Origin of the sequence: Candidatus Colwellia aromaticivorans (assembly GCF_003333305.1) — a bacterium.
GTDB lineage: Bacteria > Pseudomonadota > Gammaproteobacteria > Enterobacterales > Alteromonadaceae > Colwellia > Colwellia aromaticivorans.
This window is the reverse complement of sequence record NZ_QOLD01000075.1, coordinates 16,351-36,075: the sequence shown is the minus strand read 5'-3', so window position 1 is coordinate 36,075 and position 19,725 is coordinate 16,351. Positions and strand designations below refer to the sequence as shown.

At 39.4% G+C, this 19,725-nt stretch carries 15 protein-coding genes; 10 read left to right on the top strand and 5 right to left on the bottom strand.

Annotated elements, in window-relative coordinates; all coding sequences use genetic code 11:
* Nucleotides 1-2 precede the first annotated feature (2 nt).
* Complete coding sequence (locus DWA31_RS12350) at nt 3-1,445, bottom strand: aldehyde dehydrogenase family protein (RefSeq protein WP_114326885.1); 1,443 nt, start codon at nt 1,443-1,445, stop codon at nt 3-5.
* A 90-nt stretch (nt 1,446-1,535) separates the two neighbouring features.
* Here DWA31_RS12350 and DWA31_RS12345 point away from each other — a divergent pair, with 90 nt between their 5' ends.
* Nucleotides 1,536-2,447: a LysR family transcriptional regulator gene (locus DWA31_RS12345; protein ID WP_114326884.1), complete on the top strand. Its 912-nt coding sequence runs from the start codon at nt 1,536-1,538 to the stop codon at nt 2,445-2,447.
* A gap of 163 nt (nt 2,448-2,610) precedes the next feature.
* Here DWA31_RS12345 and DWA31_RS12340 read toward each other — a convergent pair whose 3' ends face one another.
* Together DWA31_RS12340 and DWA31_RS12335 are read right to left on the bottom strand one after the other, a co-directional pair.
* On the bottom strand, nt 2,611-3,870 hold the full coding sequence (locus DWA31_RS12340; RefSeq protein ID WP_114326883.1) for a malic enzyme-like NAD(P)-binding protein: 1,260 nt from the start codon (nt 3,868-3,870) through the stop codon (nt 2,611-2,613).
* Nucleotides 3,871-4,271: 401 nt separating this feature from the next.
* Entirely contained in the window at nt 4,272-4,454 is a 183-nt protein-coding gene (locus DWA31_RS12335) for a hypothetical protein (protein ID WP_114326882.1), read from the bottom strand.
* A 499-nt stretch (nt 4,455-4,953) separates the two neighbouring features.
* Here DWA31_RS12335 and DWA31_RS12330 point away from each other — a divergent pair, with 499 nt between their 5' ends.
* From DWA31_RS12330 to DWA31_RS12310, 5 genes are all read left to right on the top strand, one after another.
* Nucleotides 4,954-6,663, top strand: a complete 1,710-nt coding sequence (locus tag DWA31_RS12330) for a hypothetical protein (protein WP_114326881.1) — start codon at nt 4,954-4,956, stop codon at nt 6,661-6,663.
* A 9-nt stretch (nt 6,664-6,672) separates the two neighbouring features.
* Nucleotides 6,673-7,410, top strand: coding sequence for a DUF3726 domain-containing protein (locus DWA31_RS12325; RefSeq protein WP_168427336.1), 738 nt, complete (start codon nt 6,673-6,675; stop codon nt 7,408-7,410).
* Nucleotides 7,411-7,576: 166 nt separating this feature from the next.
* A complete protein-coding gene (gene fdhD, locus DWA31_RS12320; RefSeq protein ID WP_114326880.1) occupies nt 7,577-8,383 on the top strand; it encodes a formate dehydrogenase accessory sulfurtransferase FdhD in 807 nt (268 codons plus the stop codon).
* 13 nt (nt 8,384-8,396) lie between these two features.
* Nucleotides 8,397-10,697: an FdhF/YdeP family oxidoreductase gene (locus tag DWA31_RS12315; RefSeq protein WP_114326879.1), complete on the top strand. Its 2,301-nt coding sequence runs from the start codon at nt 8,397-8,399 to the stop codon at nt 10,695-10,697.
* An 867-nt stretch (nt 10,698-11,564) separates the two neighbouring features.
* Nucleotides 11,565-12,542, top strand: coding sequence for a methylenetetrahydrofolate reductase (locus DWA31_RS12310; protein ID WP_114326878.1), 978 nt, complete (start codon nt 11,565-11,567; stop codon nt 12,540-12,542).
* Between the two features lie 30 nt (nt 12,543-12,572).
* On the opposite strand, the gene nadC is transcribed toward DWA31_RS12310, so the two are convergent.
* Entirely contained in the window at nt 12,573-13,484 is a 912-nt protein-coding gene (nadC, locus tag DWA31_RS12305; protein WP_114326877.1) for a carboxylating nicotinate-nucleotide diphosphorylase, read from the bottom strand.
* Between the two features lie 14 nt (nt 13,485-13,498).
* A complete protein-coding gene (locus tag DWA31_RS12300; RefSeq protein WP_114326876.1) occupies nt 13,499-14,020 on the bottom strand; it encodes a retropepsin-like aspartic protease family protein in 522 nt (173 codons plus the stop codon).
* Between the two features lie 33 nt (nt 14,021-14,053).
* Between DWA31_RS12300 and ampD the strand changes: the two genes are divergently transcribed.
* The 4 genes from ampD to DWA31_RS12280 all read left to right on the top strand — a co-directional run bounded on the left by ampD (nt 14,054) and on the right by DWA31_RS12280 (nt 19,662).
* The gene (ampD, locus tag DWA31_RS12295) at nt 14,054-14,695 is read left to right on the top strand and encodes a 1,6-anhydro-N-acetylmuramyl-L-alanine amidase AmpD (protein ID WP_114326875.1); all 642 of its coding nucleotides are present in this window, start codon (nt 14,054-14,056) and stop codon (nt 14,693-14,695) included.
* A 150-nt stretch (nt 14,696-14,845) separates the two neighbouring features.
* Nucleotides 14,846-15,787 (top strand): beta-lactamase regulator AmpE, encoded by a 942-nt coding sequence (ampE, locus tag DWA31_RS12290; RefSeq protein ID WP_114326874.1) that lies wholly within the window; start codon nt 14,846-14,848, stop codon nt 15,785-15,787.
* A gap of 375 nt (nt 15,788-16,162) precedes the next feature.
* A complete protein-coding gene (locus DWA31_RS12285) occupies nt 16,163-18,304 on the top strand; it encodes an alpha-ketoacid dehydrogenase subunit alpha/beta (RefSeq protein ID WP_210725591.1) in 2,142 nt (713 codons plus the stop codon).
* Nucleotides 18,305-18,324: 20 nt separating this feature from the next.
* Nucleotides 18,325-19,662, top strand: coding sequence for a dihydrolipoamide acetyltransferase family protein (locus DWA31_RS12280; protein WP_114326873.1), 1,338 nt, complete (start codon nt 18,325-18,327; stop codon nt 19,660-19,662).
* Nucleotides 19,663-19,725 lie beyond the last annotated feature (63 nt).

Genomic DNA, 19,725 nt, shown 5'->3' with positions numbered 1-19,725 from the left:
ATTTATGAACGGATATAAGTGGTTTTTACGATAGTGTAAAATTCTTTTGCGTAGCTACCCATCTCACGAGAGCCAAAACTAGAATCTTTACGGCCACCAAAAGGTACGTGATAATCAGTGCCTGCTGTTGGCAAATTCACCATCGCACAACCTGTTTGGGCATTGCGTTTGAAGTGCGTTGCCGATTTAAGCGATTGCGTACAAATACCGCCAACCAAACCATAATTAGTGTCGTTAAGTGTGGCTAAGGCTTCGTCATAATCTTTCACTTTAATTACACAGGCGATAGGCGCAAAAGCTTCATCACGGTTAATCGTCATTGAGTTAGTAGTTTCAGTAAATAATGCTGGTGTTAGGTAGTAACCTTCGGTTTCTTCAGTGATAACATCACCGCCACTGACTAACTTGCCACCTTCTTTTTTGGCAATTTCAAGGTAGTTAAGGTTTTGTTTCATTTGACGAGCATCGGCAACCGCACCAATATGAACACCTTCACGTAGTGGGTGACCTACAACCAGTTGTTTCATTCTTGCAACAACTGCGTCAACAAAACGATCATGAATACCTTCAGTAACAATTAAACGTGATGAAGCGGTACATTTTTGGCCTGTACCAAAGAAAGCGCCGCCAACAGCACATTCAACAGCATTTTCTAAATCGGCATCATCAAGTACGATTAGCGCATTTTTACTGCCCATTTCTAATTGACATTTCACTAAGTTTGCTGCGGTTGCGATAGCAACTTTACGACCTGTTTCTAAAGAACCAGTAAAGGTTAGTGCGTTAATTTTTGTAGAGTTAATTAACAAATCACCTACTTCTGCGCCCGGCCCCATTACTAGGTTAAACGTACCTGCTGGTAAGCCTTGACGTGAAATAATTTCAGTTAATGCCCAAGCACTTGCTGGTACTTGGTTTGCAGGTTTTAAAACAACAGCGTTACCAAAAGCTAATGCTGGTGCAATTTTCCAAGCAGCGGTAGCAGTAGGGAAATTCCAAGGAGTGATAATACCAACAACACCAACGGGTTCTCTGCGGGTTTCTATTTCAATACCTGGACGAACAGAATCTGCTGTTTCACCCATTTGACGTAAAACTTCAGCGGCATAATAATGGAAGAATTGACCAGAGCGATAAATTTCGCCAGCACCTTCAGGTAATGTTTTACCTTCTTCTCGCGCTAATAACTTACCTAATTCATCTTTACGGGCAATAAGTTCATCACCAATAGCCATTAAAACTGAATAGCGTTGTTCTAAGCCACTTTCTTGCCATACAAGTTGACCTTTAATCGCAGCATCAAGCGCCGCTTCAGTTTGCTCTTGGTTAGCTTGTGCATAGTGACCAATAACATCACTCGTGTCAGCTGGGCTGATGTTTACTAGTGAAGTAGACCCTTCTACCCATGCGCCATTAATATAATTACAAAAAATTGATTCAGACATAAATACCTCCATAAAATAATTGAATTTATTATAGGCAGTATGTTTTAATAATAAAAATTAATAAAAGATATCTATTGATAAGGAAACCTTATGTCACTACCTGAATTTAAAATAGCTCAGCTGCGTCACTTTGTTTGGGTGTCAGAGTTGAAGGGATTTCATACCGCGGCAGAAAAAGCTTGCCGGACCCAACCGGCAATATCTTTATCCATTAGAGATTTGGAAAATAAACTAGGTACCGTACTGTTTGAAAAACGCAATGCGAAGACCTCAAATACTGAACTAACGCCTTTTGGCCAATACCTGTTACCTAAGGCGAAAGAACTTATTGCTCATCATGACAACGTTGCCCTAGATATGGCATTGATGAGTGAACATAAAACCGGCCATTTACGTATTGCCTCAGTACCTTCTATTGCTTGTAGGGTATTACCTGAGCTGTTGACAAAATTTATTGTTGATGTGCCTGAGCTTCATATCAGCTTTTACGATGATAACTCTGAAGCAGTATTAAGAAAGGTTGAAAAACAACAAGCAGATATTGGTATCGCTAGTTTGCCTCATGAGCATGAACATAGTGACATTACCTTTACTCCTATCTGGGAAGATCAACTGGGCGTAGTTTGCCGTGATAACCACCCACTTGCGGATGAAACTGAGGTGCACTGGAAAGCACTTCGTAAGCAAAGATTGATTAGAAATGGTACTTCGCGCCTACTCGAGGGTACCGAAGCAGAGCCTTTATTGAGCAACTCACAATTCGATATTTCGAATATGCTGTCATTAATAGCCATGCTAGAAGCAGGTCTCGGTATTACCACATTACCCTGGTTTGCGTTTCCCAACGATAATGCCAAGCTGCGCTTTATCCCGCTTACAACACCTAAAGTGATACGCCATATTGGCTTAGTTCAACTGAAAAACAAATCTTTGTCTCCTGCTGCACAAGCGCTGGCAACCTTTATTTTACACAATACCAATAAAGATAAAGTGCCTGAATAAATTCTGAGAATAATAAAATGGTCAAAGAAATTGTTGCCTTTGACCATTTAATTTATAAATATTTCAAGCAACTATCTCCGGTAATATAAACGGTTTTAGTCTAGCTAAAAGTTTGTTTCTAGCACCTTCAATAAAGCGGCTACCTACACAGTGTATTTACAGTTCAATCGCGAGCTAGCTGCATAGGCATGTAATTATCAGGTAAAGGTAAAGCCGCAACACCAGAATCTACCGCAGCTTTTGCTACAGCTAAAGCGACAGCAGCTAATAAACGTGAATCCATTGGTTTAGGAATAATATAATTTCTGCCAAAAGTTAACTCAGTTTCACCACATGCAGCTAACACTTCATTCGGAACGTCTTCTTTTGCTATGGCTCTAATAGCATGTACCGCTGCAACTTTCATTTCATCGTTGATAGTACGAGCACGAACATCTAAAGCACCACGGAAAATAAATGGAAAACAAAGTACGTTATTAACTTGGTTCGGATAATCAGAACGACCTGTAGCAATAATAGCATCATCACGAGCCGCTAATGCTAATTCTGGTTTAATTTCAGGATCCGGGTTTGAACAAGCAAAAATAATAGGATTAGGCGCCATTAATTTAACTTGATCTGCAGTCAACAAATTAGGACCTGATACACCAATAAATACATCGGCACCTTCAATGGCATCATCTAAAGTTCGTTTGTCCGTATTGTTCGCAAAAAGCTTTTTATATTCATTTAAGTCATCACGACGTGTATGCACTATGCCTTTAGTATCAAGCATATAGATTTTTTCACGTTGAGCACCACATTTGATCAATAATTCCATACAAGCAATTGCAGCAGCACCCGCCCCCAAACAAACGATATTCGCCCGTTTAATATCTTTACCTTGAATATCTAATGCGTTAATCATACCCGCAGCGGTAACAATGGCAGTACCATGTTGATCATCATGAAATACAGGTATTTTACAACGCTCAATTAATGCTTTCTCAATAACAAAACATTCAGGTGCTTTAATATCTTCAAGGTTTATACCACCAAAGCTATCGGCAATATTCGCAACTGTATTGACAAACTCTTCAACTGTTTTGTGTTTTACTTCAATATCAAACGAGTCGATGTTAGCAAAGCGTTTAAATAATAATGATTTACCTTCCATTACTGGCTTCGCTGCCATTGGGCCTAAATTACCTAAACCTAAAATAGCCGTCCCATTAGTGATGACCGCAACCGTATTACCTTTTGCAGTATACTTATAAACATCATCTGGATTAGCGGCTATTTCTCTAACTGGCTCAGCAACGCCAGGGCTATAAGCGAGAGATAGATCCTCACTGGTTTCAGCTGCCGTAGTTAATGAAACACTGATTTTACCCGGTGTAGGTAAAGCGTGGTAATCAAGTGCTTGTTGGCGAAGATCTATCATGGTAGTTCCCAAATGAGTTTGTAGGATATTTAAAATGAATATTTAGTAAATATTCATTTGTTGATTTTACTATATTTAGATTTAATCATGCCTGAACACTTGGCTCAGGACGATTTTACGAGTGTATAAATATAACCAATTTAACAATCTGTTAGGCATCTGTTTTTTGATAAATCGTCAATTGAATCGATAAGCAGTAGTCATCTACACTAAAATGACAAATACTGTCGACCATTTCTATTACGATTAATCATATTAGTTTATGTTTGCATTCACAGATTATTTCTTCTGCGCCAAGGTTGTTGCAGCTTAGTTCAATCCTGAGTTATATAGGCATGTTATTTTTAACGCCTGAAAGTCATTGATGAATAAAATAACTTAGGCAAAATATCGAAGCTATACTAATTATAGCCACGTATATAACTTGCCGTGCTGACATCGCTCTGGTGAACTTCACCATTATTGTTTAAGCTTTGTCGTTGGCTTTCATTGGGTCGGTGTTTACTCACGCTAACTATTGCGTCTTTATGTTCCATTTCTATGGCATTGAAATTATTGCTATCGTTATAGGCTAGAGAATTCATTGTGCACCTCAGTCAATTTATGCGATTCAAAAAACAGTACCGCTAGGTAGATGTATTATTCTACTAAGCATTATTTGATAATAAAAATTAATAAATAATATCTAACGATAAGAAAATATTATTAGAAAGGTATCGCTTATGAAATATTGATTAATACCACATCAACGGTAATTTTCTATCAATATTTTTCATTACCTTGCAATTAAATATCATTTACCCTTACATAAAGTATGTAAATAATTACCTTATTATTCATTACCATACCCCCCTACTATAAATTTTCCTTATCAGTCGATAGACCTTTTTGACTTGTACAAAGTGACGCAATTAGCCAAAGATAACATCACATTCAGTGAACCTATTATTTAGGTTTCACTAATGACAAGGTTAAATAATAAAATCTCAATTGGTTACAGCCTGAATTTTCTTCACGATTACAACAAGAAAATCGAAGCTAATTCAGATAACATAATTTATATAGCAAATGAGGATCAGTAAAATGACAACAGATGCAGCTATCCACTCATCAATATGGGGTGAGAATGCATTACCACTCCGTCCTGCGAGCCAGGTGATGAATTTAGAACGACTTGGTGCTTATCACCAAAGCCGTCTAAGTTTTATGCGCACTTTAGTACGTCGAATATTTCGTGAACGTTGGAAAATTAAACCTTCCGTATTTAATCTCGATAGTGACGGATACGGTACAGTCGTTTACGAAGTTCATGCGCCACATGGGCTGTTCAGCTTTGTTTTATTTTCTGACTACCTTTCACCTGATGAGCGTAATGACCGTGTTATTGCCACCAAGTGGGACCTTACCATGGCCCTAGTTGAAGGTAAGGTTGACCAAGCTTACATAGAAAAATTGCGTGAGAACGTACCTAAACAAGAAGCGGGTCGCGTAGATGCCCGTGTTTTTGTATTATCTCGTGCAAATCGCAGTGCACGTAACTTTGATTATGTAGTGAATAAACTTGCTGCCGGTGAACAACCTGATGTAGCTAAAATTGTTGAAGTGGGTTATTTATATCGTACTACGGCCGTTTATGGCAGTGGTAAGCTCGGCATGGCTGATTGGGAAAAAGTACGCGAAAAACACAAAGATTTCGCCCGCCCGTTTGCCGGTGAAATGTTTGTTTGTTTGATGTTACGTAACTTTAGTCTGTTACAAGTGGAGCATATTGCCCGCCATAAATCGCCTGAAACATTTGGCGAGATGAGACCAGAAATTAAACGCTATTTTGGTATTGGTAACTCAACCGGTTTAGGCATGGCGCCATACTTGGTTAATCACCCACTGCTTATCAACCAATGGGTGGAAATGCGTGAACTTGCCTTAGCACGTGTTCGTGCACTTGGCAGCATTAATGAACAAGTGCGTGAAACTATTCGTCAACTGATTGACCGCAGTGCACAACACACTATTGAAACACTGACTGAAGATGAATGGCAAACCAATAATAATAAAGCTGTTATTGAAGATATGGCCTACCTTAAAGATCGTATAGATCAAGGATTTGATTCATGGAATGAGTTAGTTGAGTATAGTGAGCAACATTGCTCATTGCAGGGCCAAGAAATGTTAGTGTCTTGCATGTTAGAAATATACCCTGAACTGGTTGACGAATTAGAAGATTTTCACAGCGCTGAAGAGTTTTTAGATCTTGACCCGTTGATGTCTACAGTACAGCTTAGAAGTATTATCGAAAAGCGTTATGACTGGGCACTAGCAATAGATTTTGATGCCGATGGCGCACGTGAAACTTATTGGTATCGCTCTGAAGAAAAAATGGAACCTCGTCTGGGCAGTGTTGCCGATATTGAAGGTAAAAAGAAGCAAATGGCACTCGGTGTCGGTTATGCCGTACGTAAATGTTACAACCAATTAATCGATTATATCGCTCAACACCCAGAACATACCACCGCTCGATTTATGGTTGCGCATCCGAAGTTACGCGGCATTGTCCGACGTATTCAAGGTATGAACCGTTGTGTTTATGGTGACATTCAAGCGAACCTGTTAGACAAAGAAGTACTCCCCATGCATTTATTGCGCGCAAAGTTAGCTTTTTTTGGTGTGAGTAAATTTGATCCTCGTTCTCGTTTATGGGTACGTAATACCATGTTCCAGGGCGCACCACTGTTAGAAGAAATTGGCCAAACATTTAATGACGACTGGTTTATGCCATTAGCACCAAAGCAATAGGAGAGTTCCGTGAATATTTCAATGAATGAATTAAAAGCAGCTCTGCGCAGATGCTTTGAAGCAAGTGATTACTTTGTCGGTAATTATGAAGATGCAGCCAACATGGTGCTATGGTTAGAAAAACATGGCTTAAATGGCTTGAGTGAATTCAAACGAGCGTTACCTTATATTGATGAAGATAAAAACAAGCCATTAAGTAATGTAATTTATGAAGATAGCACTTCGGCAACTATTGATGCCCATCATCGTAGCGCACTTAATTGTATTGCAGCCGCGGTAGACTTAGCACATGCTAAGGCATTAGAGAGCGGTATAGCCACAGTAACAGTACATAACTGCCATAACAGAATTTTTATTCTAAAAGCACTGACTGATCGTGGTCGTAGCGGTATTAGTGCCGCAGCGTATTGGCAAAATGGTAGTGATACAGTGACCGAACATACTGCTGCCATTCGCTCAGGTCAACGCTATCCAAGTTACAGCGAAGGGGTTACCAACCTAAAAAGCAATACAAATGACAAGCAAGCGTTGACTATTATTTGTAGTTCACGAGTAGACTTAACCTCTTCTTTGCAAAATAGCAAAAGTCACTTTATTAGTCCTAAACAAGTTGAAAGCAACAAAAAACATACTGTTGAGCATGGTATTGAAATTGATGATGATGTTTGGGAAGAGATTAATAAAATAGGCTTGGGCGTATTGGTTGAAAACACGGAGCGTTCACGAAAAGATGCTGGCGGCAATTAAAAACCCATTATATACCCATGTTACTTCAATATGTCGGATTCAGCTGGAACCTTGAAGTATCATGGGTATACCTATTCAACTAGCTTAAGTATAAAATTACTGTCGACAAAGACAATGTGTTTGTCGACAGTCCCCTAAAAAAATTCCGGCTTAAGGTGTCAACATTATGTACAATATAGCGATGAAACACCTTAGCGAAACCTTACCTATTACCGCCCCTTATGATAGCGAGCCTTCTGAGCAAAACCTGCATCAAGCACAACTTTCAGAAGCCGCTATTGCCATTAGTATCAATGGTATCAGCCAAGCGGTAATGATGGCATCGCCTAAGCATTTAAAAGACTTTGCGCTGGGCTTTAGCTTAAGTGAAGGGTTGATTGGTTCAAGCAACGATGTTTTGGATATTGTTGTTCATTCTCATGCCTGTGGATGGCAAGTTGATCTTCAAGTATTAGCACGTGTTCAACACCAACTAAAACAACGACGTCGCACGATGGCAGGGCCAAGTGGCTGTGGTCTTTGTGGGCTTGATTCGATTGAAGCGGCTATGTCATTAAGTCTGCCTCAAGAAAAAACACCTAAAGCGCTTAAGCTACCGTCCGAGCAGGTGATTATTCAAGCCAGAGATGCCTTACCGGCACTATTGAAAAAGTCAGGTGCTACCAGAGGAAATCACTGCGCTGCCTTTTTTGATTTATCTGCCAAGATGATTGCTTTTCGAGAAGATGTTGGCCGCCATTCGGCACTGGATAAACTCCTAGGCTGTTTATCCGATAAAAAACAAACAACTGCTGACGGGTTTGCTTTAATAACAAGTCGCTGCAGCCATGATTTAATCGCCAAGGCCGCCCGTTTATCTTTAACAACATTAGTCACACTAGCGCAACCAACTGACTTAGCTGTCAGCTCAGCCCGTAAAACAGGGCTAACCTTATTTTGCTTTCAACACGGGCAACTAAAACGCTACGCTTAACCAGAGAAATCACATGTCTACGTCATCAAAAAATAAGTCATCAAAAAGTAACCCTGCCTATCCTTCACCTGCTGGCGGTTGGGGTGCACTAAAAAGCTCAGCCAAACATTTGATCCACAGTGAAAATGCAGCCAAAAACGTAAAAGCCTTACTCAGGGCTAATCAGCCCGGCGGCTTTGACTGTCCTGGGTGTGCTTGGGGGGATTCGGAAAAGGCCGGTAAAATTCAATTTTGCGAAAATGGTGTCAAGGCGATTGCGTGGGAAGCCACCAGTAAACGTGTTGATAGCAGCTTTTTCAAACAGTACTCCATAACAGAGTTACAGCAATGGGATGGTCATTCACTTGAAAAAAGTGGTCGTTTAACCGAGCCAATGTTTTATGACGGGATAAGTGATCACTACCAGCCCATTAGCTGGGAAAACGCCTTTAAAGTCATTGGTGATAGCCTGCAACAACTCGCTTCTCCCAATGAAGCCTTATTATATACCTCGGGCAGAGCAAGTAATGAAGTGGCTTATTTATATCAATTATTTGGCCGAGTGTTGGGGACTAATAATTTTCCTGATTGCTCTAACATGTGCCATGAAGCCTCTGGCATTGGCATGACAAATAGCCTTGGTACCGGTAAAGGCACGGTAACAATGGACGATTTTTCTAAAGCTGACGCCATTTTTGTCTTTGGCCAAAACCCGGGTACCAATCACCCGCGTATGTTGGGAACCTTACGAGAGGCAAGTAAGCGCGGCGCTAAAATTGTGTCCATTAACAATTTAAAAGAGCGTGGATTACAAAAGTTTTCAGATCCACAAAGCCCAAAAGAAATGATATTTTTAACGGGTACCAATATCAGTCAACATTATTTCACGCCCCGATTAGGCGGCGACATGGCGTTATTACGTGGGGTAGCTAAATGTTTATTCGAACGGTTTGAACAGGACAAGTCGATACTTGATACTGATTTTATCCAAGCACATTGTCATGGTTTTGAAGCATATCAACGCAGCGTTGCATCAAGCGATTGGGAGAAAATTCTTTATCAATGTAGTTTAAGCAGAGAAGAAATTGAACAAATAGCAACAATATACGCCAGCAGTGATAAGGTTATTTTCACTTGGGCAATGGGGATCACTCAACACCATCATTCTGTCGCGACGGTACGAGAACTAGTCAACGTGCTTATGCTCAGAGGTAATGTTGGTAAAGTGGGCGCTGGCGCATGCCCTGTACGTGGTCACTCCAATGTACAAGGAAATCGCACCGTGGGGATCAACGAAAATCCACCAATGGACTTTCTTGATGCGTTGGAAAAACGTTACGCTTTTAGTGTTCCACGTGAGCATGGTTTTAATACCGTTGACTCTATTCATGCCATGCTGGAGGGTAAGGCGAAAGTGTTTATTGCGCTGGGTGGGAATTTTTCAGCAGCGACACCCGATACAGAGCGTAGTTATCAAGCCTTACAACAATGTGATTTAACCGTACAAATCAGTACTAAGCTAAATAGAAGCCATGTGATAACAGGCAAGCGCGCGTTAATTCTTCCGTGTCTTGGCCGTACTGAAATTGATCGTCAAACCAGCGGCGAACAATGTATCACGGTAGAAGACTCCATGAGTATGGTGCATAGCTCAACGGGGCAAAATGAACCTGCATCTGACAATATTCGTTCAGAGACTGCCATTGTCGCCGCAATGGCCATGGCTTCTGTAGGCGATAAAATAATCGACTGGAATAAATTAGCGAGTGATTATGCGTTAATTCGTCAAGAAATCAGTGCCGTTATTCCTGATTTTGAAGACTATAACGCACGAATAAAAGCAGGTAGAGGTTTCTACCTGCAAAACCCTGCAGCGCAACGTCAATGGCGTACCCCGATGAAAAAAGCGACATTTAGCGATGCTAAATTACCGGAGCAACTCGCACATGAATGTGCTCAATTACTGACCAAGAAACCGGTGTTAACGCTGCAAACAATGCGCTCGCATGATCAATACAATACCACGATTTATGGTATGGACGATCGTTACCGTGGCGTTTATGGTGAGCGAAACGTTATCTTTATGAGTGCTGAAGATATCAATAAACAGGCATTAATAAATGGCGATTATGTGAAAATAACAACCATCTCAAACGATGGTATTGAACGTTCTGTCACTAACTTTAAAATTGTTGAATACCAGATCCCGTCAGGCTGTGTTGCAGCCTACTATCCAGAAACCAACCCCTTAGTGCCATTAGAAAGTGTCGCTGACGATTGTGGTACACCAACTTACAAATCTATACCTGTCACGTTAGATAAAGTAAGCCCTTAATCATAAGATATTTAAAAACGGTTTCACATATAAAAAATGAAAACTTAGGAGAAGCCTAATATTTTCCTCCTATAGTTTGCAACGACGCAGTGCCCAATTTTAATAAGGATAATAACAAACAGTACAGCGCTCTATTTTGACGGAACGTAATTACCTGACTTATTTATGTGGAAGGGTCTTTGGATTCAACGCATGACACTGGGCTGGATGATGTGGGATCAAACCCATTCAGAAAGCTGGTTGGGTATGTTAGCTTTTTTAATGTTTTTCCCTACGATAGTGGTGGGGCCATTGTAACCAGTATTATACTTGGGCTGATATCGTTACTATTGTCCTTACTACTGTGGCAAAGGTGTGTGAGCTGATGCTGTTGTTTTTTACTTTGGGGATAGGCGTTGCTAATAGTGCCTATCTAGCCACTCGCCGCATTGTATTGCCCAATACGCTTAAGCAAGCCATATACCCAAGCCACTTCAAGATGAGAGTTTCAGGGCTACAGAGCAATTCTTGATCAAGGCGTATCTTTTTATTAATGATTGTTCAGGAGAATATGCTCCTGCATTCTCTAATCAGCTACATCCATGTAGCGTCCTTAAACACAGATACAACGATGAGCATGATTTGCTCTGAAGTCCCCGCAGGGCGAGTTTAAAAGGCGTATATGCTGCGTTATTGATTTCGACAAGGGAATAACCACTCTCTTCAATCAATACCTTGCTTATAAGCATTTTAATTCTCGCTGAATTCTGTAACCTTAATTAATGTAAATGGTATTATTTATCGATCAACAGTTGACAATTCAATCAATTTCCAAGATCATATAGACATCTAAACGTCTATTTACTTAATTTAACAAGAAGATATATTTTGAATAAGCAATCAGAGCTTCGCGCTAGATACAACGATATTAATCGCGGTGTCTACTTTATTGGCACAACACCACCAAAAAATGACACCCCATTAGAGGCGATTGAAACTATTGCTGAAAAATTATTAGAACGTGTTAGCGATATCGATTATGACGGACTTATCGTTTATGACATTCAAGATGAAGATTCTCGCACGAGTAAACCTAGACCATTCCCATTCAAGCTGACTCACGACACTCGTCTATACTCATCATTGCTTAATAAAAAATCAAATCGTCCGGTAATTACTTATAAAAGTGTCGTTCAATCTGACGGTGACAATTTTAACCAGTGGGCCAATGAAGCTTGGCAAGAATATGGTATTAGAGACATTGTACTGGTGGGTAGCCCCTCTAAAAAGAATAATATTTCACTGCCTTTAGCGGATGCCTACAAAACCCTAGTAGATAATGAACATGACTTTTTTATTGGCGGTGTCACGATTGCAGAGCGTCACGCAAGTAAAAAAAATGAACATGAACGCTTAATAGAAAAACATAAACAAGGGTGTAACTTCTTTATTTCTCAGGCTATATATAATCCACAAGCAACAATAGACATGCTAACTCGCTATGCTATTGAGTGTAAAAAGCAAGGCTTAAAACCTCAACGATTAATCTTAACGTTTTCGCCTTGTGGCAGTAAGAAAACCCTAGAATTTATTGAGTGGTTAGGGGTCAATGTACCTGAAGCGACAAGTTTACGTATTCTCCATTCAGAAAGTCCACTCTATGAATCGATTCGTATTTGCACCAACAGCCTACAACAAATTTTAGACGCTGTTATACCTTACGATTTACCGTTAGGTTTGAACATTGAAAGCTTAACTAATCGTAAAGAAGAAATTGACGGTTCTATTTTGCTTTATAAACTATTACGTTCAACCATGGATAATTATTTAGCAAAGAAAGAGCTGAATCAGTTAAATAAAAAATAAACGGCTTCAACTCTCATTAAAGCTATTGATTTATTTAAATCGCATTGATAAATCAATGGCTTGCACATGTTTAGTTAATGCGCCTGAAGAAATAAAATCGACCCCTGCTTTAGCGTATTCTCGCAAAATTTCTATGGTCATATTACCCGACACTTCTAATTTTGCTTTATTACGTGTTGCTATCACCGCTTGTTCAATCATCGTTGGAGTAAAATTATCTAACATAATGATATCGGCTCCTGCATCAAGCGCTTGTTGCAACTCATCCATTGATTCCACTTCAACTTCTACCGTTTTATCACTATGATTTTTCTTTGCCGTAGTAACCGCTTGTGCAATTCCACCACACGCAGCAATATGATTTTCTTTAATTAAAAACGCATCAAACAAGCCAATACGGTGATTTACACCACCACCACAAAGAACCGCATATTTTTGTGCACTACGTAAACCAGGTAAGGTTTTACGCGTATCTAATAACTTGGTGTTACTGCCTTGTAACTCTTTCACATATTTGCTGGTTAAGGTTGCTGTACCTGATAGCGTTTGTAAAAAGTTAAGCGCTGCACGCTCACCTGTTAATAGTGTTCTGGCATTACCTTCTAATTCGAACAAGGTTGTATTCGCTTTTACCATTTGACCATCATTAACAAACCAGGTGATTTTGGTAGATGATATTTTTGTTGCCTGTTCATCAGTACAACTCTGCGATTCATCTAATTGCTTAAATACTTCATTTACCCAAGCGACACCGCAAATAATACAATCTTCACGGGTAATAACTGTAGCAACCGCTTGTTCGTTTTCAGGAATTAGCATCGCTGTAATATCTTGTTCTGCACAGGCAAATTCACTATAAAATGCACCTAAATCTTCCTTGAGTGCCCAAGTGGTTGTGGTAGTTATATCTTCTTCTAACTTAGCTAATTGAGTAATGAGCATTTTTCTTATTCCTGTTAAAGAGGTTCTCGCAAAATTAATTGTTTGCCTGTTTGTTGAAAATCTAACTGCTTTAAAGCACTCATGCCTAGCAATATCTCATCATGTTTCATTGCAGGGTTTATATGTGCCGCAACATTATATAGGAAAATATTGCCAATGCTAAGCTGATCTATTTTAGTTTTATAAACAGTGACTTTACCATTTGCTGTTTGCACCGGGTAACTGCCATAACTTTCAAGCTGTAATTTATCTGCAATATGTGCAGGAATAGAAACTTGGGTAGCACCGGTATCGAGTAAAAAAGTGACTGACACCTCGTTGATAGACCCTTTAGTCAGATAATGCCCTTGCCTATTTTGCTTTAATATCACTTCAGCTTGGCCTGAACTATTCAAGCTAACTTGTGGTTGGCTATTTGGGTTGTATTGTTTATCAAGTTCATCTTCAAAGAAGAACATTAATAAAGCGATGGCCATAATCCATGCAAGCCAAACAAAGATTTTACCAATTTTGTTTGTCGGGTCATCTTCAGTCATAATAGGGTACGATTTTATTTAAAAAGTTATTGTATGTCGTTAAACGACAAGAGCAAAGCCTCAAATAGTAATAATTTTCGACCAAGCTCTCATCCAGAAACAGAAGAAAAATTAATCATTAAAAATGGTTGGATTCAAAAAACCGATCATCAATTGTCTGATTTTTTTAGTCCTAGAGAACCACAAGATGATATTAGCTTACTTGTTATTCATAATATATCTTTACCTGCTGGCAGCTTTGGCGGTAATCATATAACTGATCTGTTTTTAGGGAAGTTAAATGCCGATGCCCATCCTAGCTTTGGTGATATTGCCCAGATGGAAGTCTCAGCTCATTGCTTGATAAGGCGTGATGGCAGTATCATTCAATATGTCTCTTTTAACAATAAAGCGTGGCATGCTGGTGTTTCTTGTTTTAATGACAGAGAAAAGTGCAATGATTTTTCTATCGGAATAGAGCTTGAAGGTAGTGATGATATTCCTTATGAAGAGGCGCAATATCAGCAATTATCAAGGTTAACAGCTAGTTTGCAACAACATTATCCACTAATAACCAATGAGAACATCGTCGGTCATTGTGATATAGCACCGATAAGAAAAACTGACCCTGGAAAAGCATTTAACTGGTCTCATTTTCGTCAACTTTTACAACAACTAATAAAGAACGAAAAATAGAACAGAATACCGATAGATTCTCAGCTTAAAGCGGTGTGGTTCTGGCGAAAGAAAAATGCAAAGAGTTGGCGCGAGTCAATGAGTACAATTGATGCATCTATTAAGGCTTACAGCAAAAAGATGCAACGCTATTAACAAATAAGGTTTTACATGAGTTTACTAAGTTTACTAATTGCCCTAGCCGCAGAAAAATCACTTACTTCTTCCCTATGGCGTTTTGATTACTATTATCAAAAATATGCTAGTTTATTCCAACGTAATAAAAATTCTTCCACCTTCAAGGGGAGCACGCTTAGCTATACCGTTTTTTTATTATTACCCGTTGCCTTGATTCATGGACTCTTATTATTCGTAGGTGATGGCCTACTACATTTCATCATATCTACTTTGGTGCTTATTGTTTGTTTTGGCTGCTTCACTACACGGCACAGTTATAAGCAGTATTTACATGCCGCCTTTCGTGGTGAAGAAACGACATCAGAGATGTTTCATCAGCAACTTTTGCAAGATAAAAACTTACCATCAATGGGCTTTGGACAAGCCCTTATCTGGTTAAATTACCGGTATTACATTGCTATCATGCTGTTCTTTACCCTTTTTGGCGCTGCTGGTGTTGTTTTTTACCGTTTACTGACTACCGTAATAGAACAACAAAATGGCTGTTCATTAGATCAAAGTGAAAATTCCCCGCATAATGACAACCAATATGAAGCAGAACCAGAATCGAACAAGGAAGAAAAAATCATCGATGAAGACGATAAATTCAGTATTCCTAGTGTTTCATCAGGCTGTAAAAACTATCACAACATTCTATTCTACTTAGATTGGCTGCCTGTGCGCATTACTTCATTTGGCTATATGTTTGTCGGTCATTTTTCAAAAGCGCTACCTATGTGGTTAGAAAGCTTCTTTGATGTTAAAAAACCAACCCACGAAATATTAACTGATGTTGCGCAAAAATCAGAAGATATTATGGTAGACAAAGATGACTGCACAGCAGAGCCTTGCTTATTAGTGCGCTTATCTAAACGTAACGTTTTATTACTACTTGCCACAATTGCGACTTTAACGCTGTTTGGTGTTATTCGTTAATGGATATAAATATACGTGCCTATGTATAGGGTCAGGATCGTCATCCCCGTGGTTTTTTAGTCGGGGATCTCGTGTATTAAGCGCAATAGATCTTCGATCAGAGACTTCGAAGATGACGCTCACCATTACATCTTGAGTTAACTACATAACCATATATACCCTCTAACAGTCACCTCCAAACGCCTTCAAAATAATTCGGTTTTTTACCAAGTGTAATGTTTTCATTACTCCTAGATAAATACAACATCGCACATATTATTGCAGATACAACAATCTACTTGTAATCTTAACTTAAATAACAATTCTTGTTTGCAATTAATAGATCAATAAAAAAATTAACAAGAAAACACAATAAGTATTTAAAAAGGTGACATTGTGAAAACAGTTTCTAGTCAAACACACACAGAAGCAAAAACAGCCACACAAGGTATTACTTCATCAATAGACTGGCAAAAAATCAGCTATTTATTATTGCTTTCAAGATCAATGGATGACGTAGAAGAGCAAGAACTAGTGCCGGCAAAGTTGGTGTTTAATCAGTTTTCTGCCCGTGGCCATGATTTTGCGCAAATACTATTAGGCGTGCAATTAACACACCCGCATGATGGTGCTACTGGTTACTATCGCTCTCGTCCTTTTGTTTTATCTCTTGGGTTAGATATTGATGAAGCTGTTGCTTCACCTATGGCAAAGTCAGGTGGATATAGTGATGGTCGGGATATTGGCGTGGTCTGTAACTACCCTAACGTAGAGCGTAAAGGGGCGATGTTATTCCCTATGTGCGGTGGTGTTGGCGCACAATATTCTCCTATTGCCGGCTGGGCACAATCAATTATTTATCATAGAGATGAATTAAAAGATGAATCATACCGCGGTGCATTAGGCTTATCCATGGGTGGTGATTCATCGATGTCTACTAGTGGCTTTTGGGCTTCATTAAACATATCAACAACCAATAACCTACCGCATTTATTTTATATTGAAGACAATGGCTATGGCATTTCAGTACCACAAACCGTGCAAACGCCAGGGGGCGACCAAGTAGCTAACCTTAGTGCATATAAAAACTTAAAGATCATTGATGGTGATGGGACTGATCCCATACTTACACCACAACTAGTACAAGAAGCGGTTGATTATGTTCGTGCCGGCAAAGGTACTTGTTTATTGCGCCTAAAAGTACCCCGTTTGTGTGGGCATACTTTTCAAGATACGCAAACCTATAAACCTGAAGCAATGATAGCAGAAGAGCAAAAAAATGATCCTTTACCAAAACTTAAAAGTTATTTGGCAAAAGAGAATATTATCAGTGATACTGAGTGGCAAGCATTAGAAGAAAAAGCCTATAACGAAATTCGCGCCAGTGTTGAACGCGCTAAACAACGTCCAGAGCCAGATACCAGTAAATTGACCCGTTATGTCTATGCAGAAAAACATGAAAATGGTCAAGCTGATGTGCAACTTCGTGGTGGCTTACATGGCGATCATTACCTATTTCCTACCGTAACTGAAATTGCTAAGCCTGAAGGTCAGCGCTTAAATATGCAAACGGCTATTCGCAAAGTATTAGCGCATGAACTTGATACTAACCCAAAAGTACTTGTTTTTGGAGAAGATGTTGGCCCTAAAGGTGGCGTTCATGGCGCAACACTGGGGTTAAATGAACAATTTGGTGATCTTCGTGTTTTTGATACCTCCCTTTCAGAAGAAGGCATTATTGGTCGTGCGGTAGGTATAGCTTTATCTGGCTTAATGCCAGTGCCTGAAATTCAATTTAGAAAATATGCTGAGCCTGCTGCTGAACAAATTACCGATACCGGTATTATGCGTTGGCGCACCAATAATCAATTTGCCGCTCCTATGGTTATTCGTATTCCCGGCGGTTTTGCTGGTCGAGGGGATCCGTGGCATTCAATGAGTGATGAAGTTGAATGGGCACATAAAACGGGTTGGCAAGTGGTTATGCCTTCAAATGCCGAAGATGCCGCAGGTTTGTTACGTTATGCTTTACGTGATAATAATCCAACCATATTTTTTGAGCACAGAAGCCTACTTGATAACCGTTGGGCACGCCGCCCTTACCCCGGTGACGACTTTGTTATTCCATTTGGTAGAGCTAATGTATTAACAAAAGGCGACAAATTAACATTAGTTACTTGGGGCGCTATGGTAGAGCGTTGCGATGCTGCTATTGAAGAGCTTAAAAAAGAACATACTCCTGACAGTATTGAGCTGATAGATTTACGCACTATTCAGCCATGGGATAAAGAAACGGTATTAGAAAGTATTGTCAAAACGGGTCGTTGTTTAATTGTTCATGAAGATAATATGACTGCTGGCTTTGGTGCAGAAATTGCGGCAGTAATAGCAAAAGATGGCTTTTTTGATTTAGACGCGCCTATTGAGCGTTTAACGATGCCAGATACGCCAAATCCACATAATATTCATTTGTTAAATGCTGCGGTTCCAACCGTTGAGCGCATAGTACAAACAATTATCGACATTGTAGAATTTTAACTAAATAGCGAGTAAAAAACATGAGTACAATTGATATTATCTTACCTGCTGCCCAGTTAGAAGGTACTTCGGCTACGTTATCAAAGTGGTTAGTTGCTATTGGAGAAGAAGTTAAAGTAGGTGACCCGCTTATAGAATTAGAAACCGATAAGGTTTCGATGGAAATTTGTGCGCCTAACACGGGTGTTTTATCTACTATTATCTTTGGTGAAGGCGAAGAAATTGCTGTTGATACAGTATTAGGGCAATTAGATACCGAATTTACAAAAGCAGCAAAAGTTATAACCTCAACTGTTGCTGATACAAAAGAAGCTAATCAAGCCGAAAATAACGAAGCAGTGAACCAAAAGACAAACAACGATGAGACAAACAGCGATGAACAGAATAGTAAAGTAAGCTCGGATAACCTTTCAAGCGAGCAATTGAATATTAAAGCCGACTTTATTATAGATGATAGCGAACAATATTTGCTTGGTCCTGCCGCACGTCGTTTACTAAAAAGTAACCACATAAATCCAAACCTTATTACTGGCACAGGTCACCATGGTAGGATCACTAGAAATGACGTTCGTTCTTACATCCATGATACGCCCAACTCTAATTCCGCTATAGTGACAAATACACCAACCTTTATTCATGCTCCCGTCGCTAGACCACTCAAAGGTACTATGGTTAAGCATACCAATATGCGTAAAGCAATTGCTAATCATATGGTTAAAAGCTTGTTAGAAACATCACCTCATGTCACTAGTGTTTTTGAAATGGATATGAGTAATATTATTGAGCATAGAAAATGGCATAAAACTGAATATGCTGAATTAGGTGTTAAATTAACCTTTACTGCTTATTTTTTAGCGGCAATTGTTAAAGCGGTAAAAGAAGTTCCACAAGTAAACGCTCGCTTTCATGAAGATGCGTTAGAGCTATTTAGTGATATTAATATAGGCGTTGGTACGGCTTTAGGTGATAAAGGCTTAGTAGTTCCTGTTGTTCAACAAGTTCAATCGATGAACTTATTTTCTATTGCTCAAGCACTCAGTATACAAACTGAAAAAGCGCGCAGTGGCAACATAGTCCCAAGTGATATGAAAAATGGCACTTTTACTATTTCTAATCATGGCGTTAGTGGTAGTTTATTTGCTACGCCGATTATTATTAATCAACCTGAAGTGGCAATACTTGGCATAGGGAAGTTAGAAAAGCGAGTCTCAGTAGAAGAAATTTCAGGTGTAGATACTATGGTCATTAAACCGAAATGTTATGTCTCATTAAGTATTGACCATCGTGCACTTGATGCCCACCAAACAAATATGTTTTTAGCTAAATTTGTTGATGTTATTGAACACTGGGGACAGTAGTAATTTAACAGGGGTCAGAGTAGAATCTTCTATGTTAAATAAAAAACACTTTGACTCCCCACC